This window comes from Nocardia sp. NPDC004718 (genome assembly GCF_053601535.1).
This window is the reverse complement of record NZ_JBSGCA010000160.1, coordinates 1-1373: the sequence shown is the minus strand read 5'-3', so window position 1 is coordinate 1373 and position 1373 is coordinate 1. Positions and strand designations below refer to the sequence as shown.

Below are 1373 nucleotides of genomic sequence, written 5' to 3'. Positions count from 1 at the left end.
AGCTCGGTCGTCCCGATGATGTTTGGGCAGCGCCCGGCAGAACGGAATGGAGCTGGGCGGTGTCCGGGTCGGGCTCGCGCTCGGTGGGACGAAGTGGTGGTGCTTTCGCGCCGTTTGCGATCAGTGCGACGAAAACCCTGGTCAGAGGGGTCGTTTGGGTGGTCTGCTCTCCGGAGCAGTAACCGATCTCGACAGCGAAGGTGATCTCATGACGGTCGCACCCGCCACCCCATCCACAGCCTCGGTGACCAGGCTCGGCGCTCGTATCGGCGCGCGGATCGACAACGTCCGGCTCGGCGGCGACCTGGATCCGGCCACCGTCGACGTGATCCGTCGCGCGCTGCTGGAGCACAAGGTCATCTTCTTCCGCGGTCAGGATCACCTCACCGAGGACGGGCAGTACGAGTTCGCCCAGCTGCTCGGCTCGCCGACCACCCCGCACCCGACGGTCACCTCGCATGGTGTGAAGAGCCTGGCGATCGATTCCGAGCACGGCCGCGCCAACAGCTGGCACACCGACGTCACCTTCGTCGACCGCATCCCGAAGGCGTCCATCCTGCGCGCGGTGCACCTGCCGTCCTACGGCGGCGCGACCACCTGGGCGTCCACCGTCGCGGCCTACGAGTCGCTGCCGGAGCCGCTCAAGCGGCTCGCCGAATCCCTGCGCGCCGTGCACACCAACGTCTACGACTACGCCCGCGCCGAGGAGACGCCGCGACCCAACACGGCCGCCTACCGCGCCGAGTTCGAGTCCACCTACTACGAGACCGAGCACCCGGTGGTGCGCGTGCACCCCGAGACGGGGGAGCGGGCGTTGCTGCTCGGCCACTTCGTCAAGCATTTCGTCGGGCTGTCCAGCACGGAGTCGCACGCGCTGTTCCGGCTGTTCCAGGACCGGGTGACCCGCCTGGAGAACACCGCCCGCTGGAACTGGGAGCCCGGCGACGTCGCCATCTGGGACAACCGCGCCACCCAGCACTATGCCATCGACGACTACGACGACCAGCCGCGCAAACTGACCCGCATCACCCTGGCCGGCGATGTCCCGGTCGGCGTCGACGGCTCGACGAGCACCATCATCGCGGGCAACGCCGAGCACTACTCGATCGTCGAGGACACCCAGCTGCTCGCGTCCTGAACGCGGACCCCGCATGGTTGCCGGGCCTCCGGCTGTTGAGGGGCCATGCGGTGTCTTCGGGTCGCGGTGAGCCGTCGAGCAGCTCGACCCGCCATACCTGCAGGTCGGGCTTGCGAACGCCGTAAGTGACCTGACCGCGAACCGCGGATTCGGTCCACTGACGCGGGGGCAGGCGTACTCACGTATTGCCCCCGGCACCGGAGGTTGCCACAACAACCTCGAGACGCCCGAAACC

The 1373-nt window shown here is 68.2% G+C and carries 1 protein-coding gene; it reads left to right on the top strand.

Annotated elements, in window-relative coordinates; all coding sequences use genetic code 11:
• Positions 1-208 precede the first annotated feature (208 nt).
• Positions 209-1138, top strand: coding sequence for a TauD/TfdA dioxygenase family protein (locus tag ACWEH3_RS36095; RefSeq protein WP_356967268.1), 930 nt, complete (start codon positions 209-211; stop codon positions 1136-1138).
• Positions 1139-1373 lie beyond the last annotated feature (235 nt).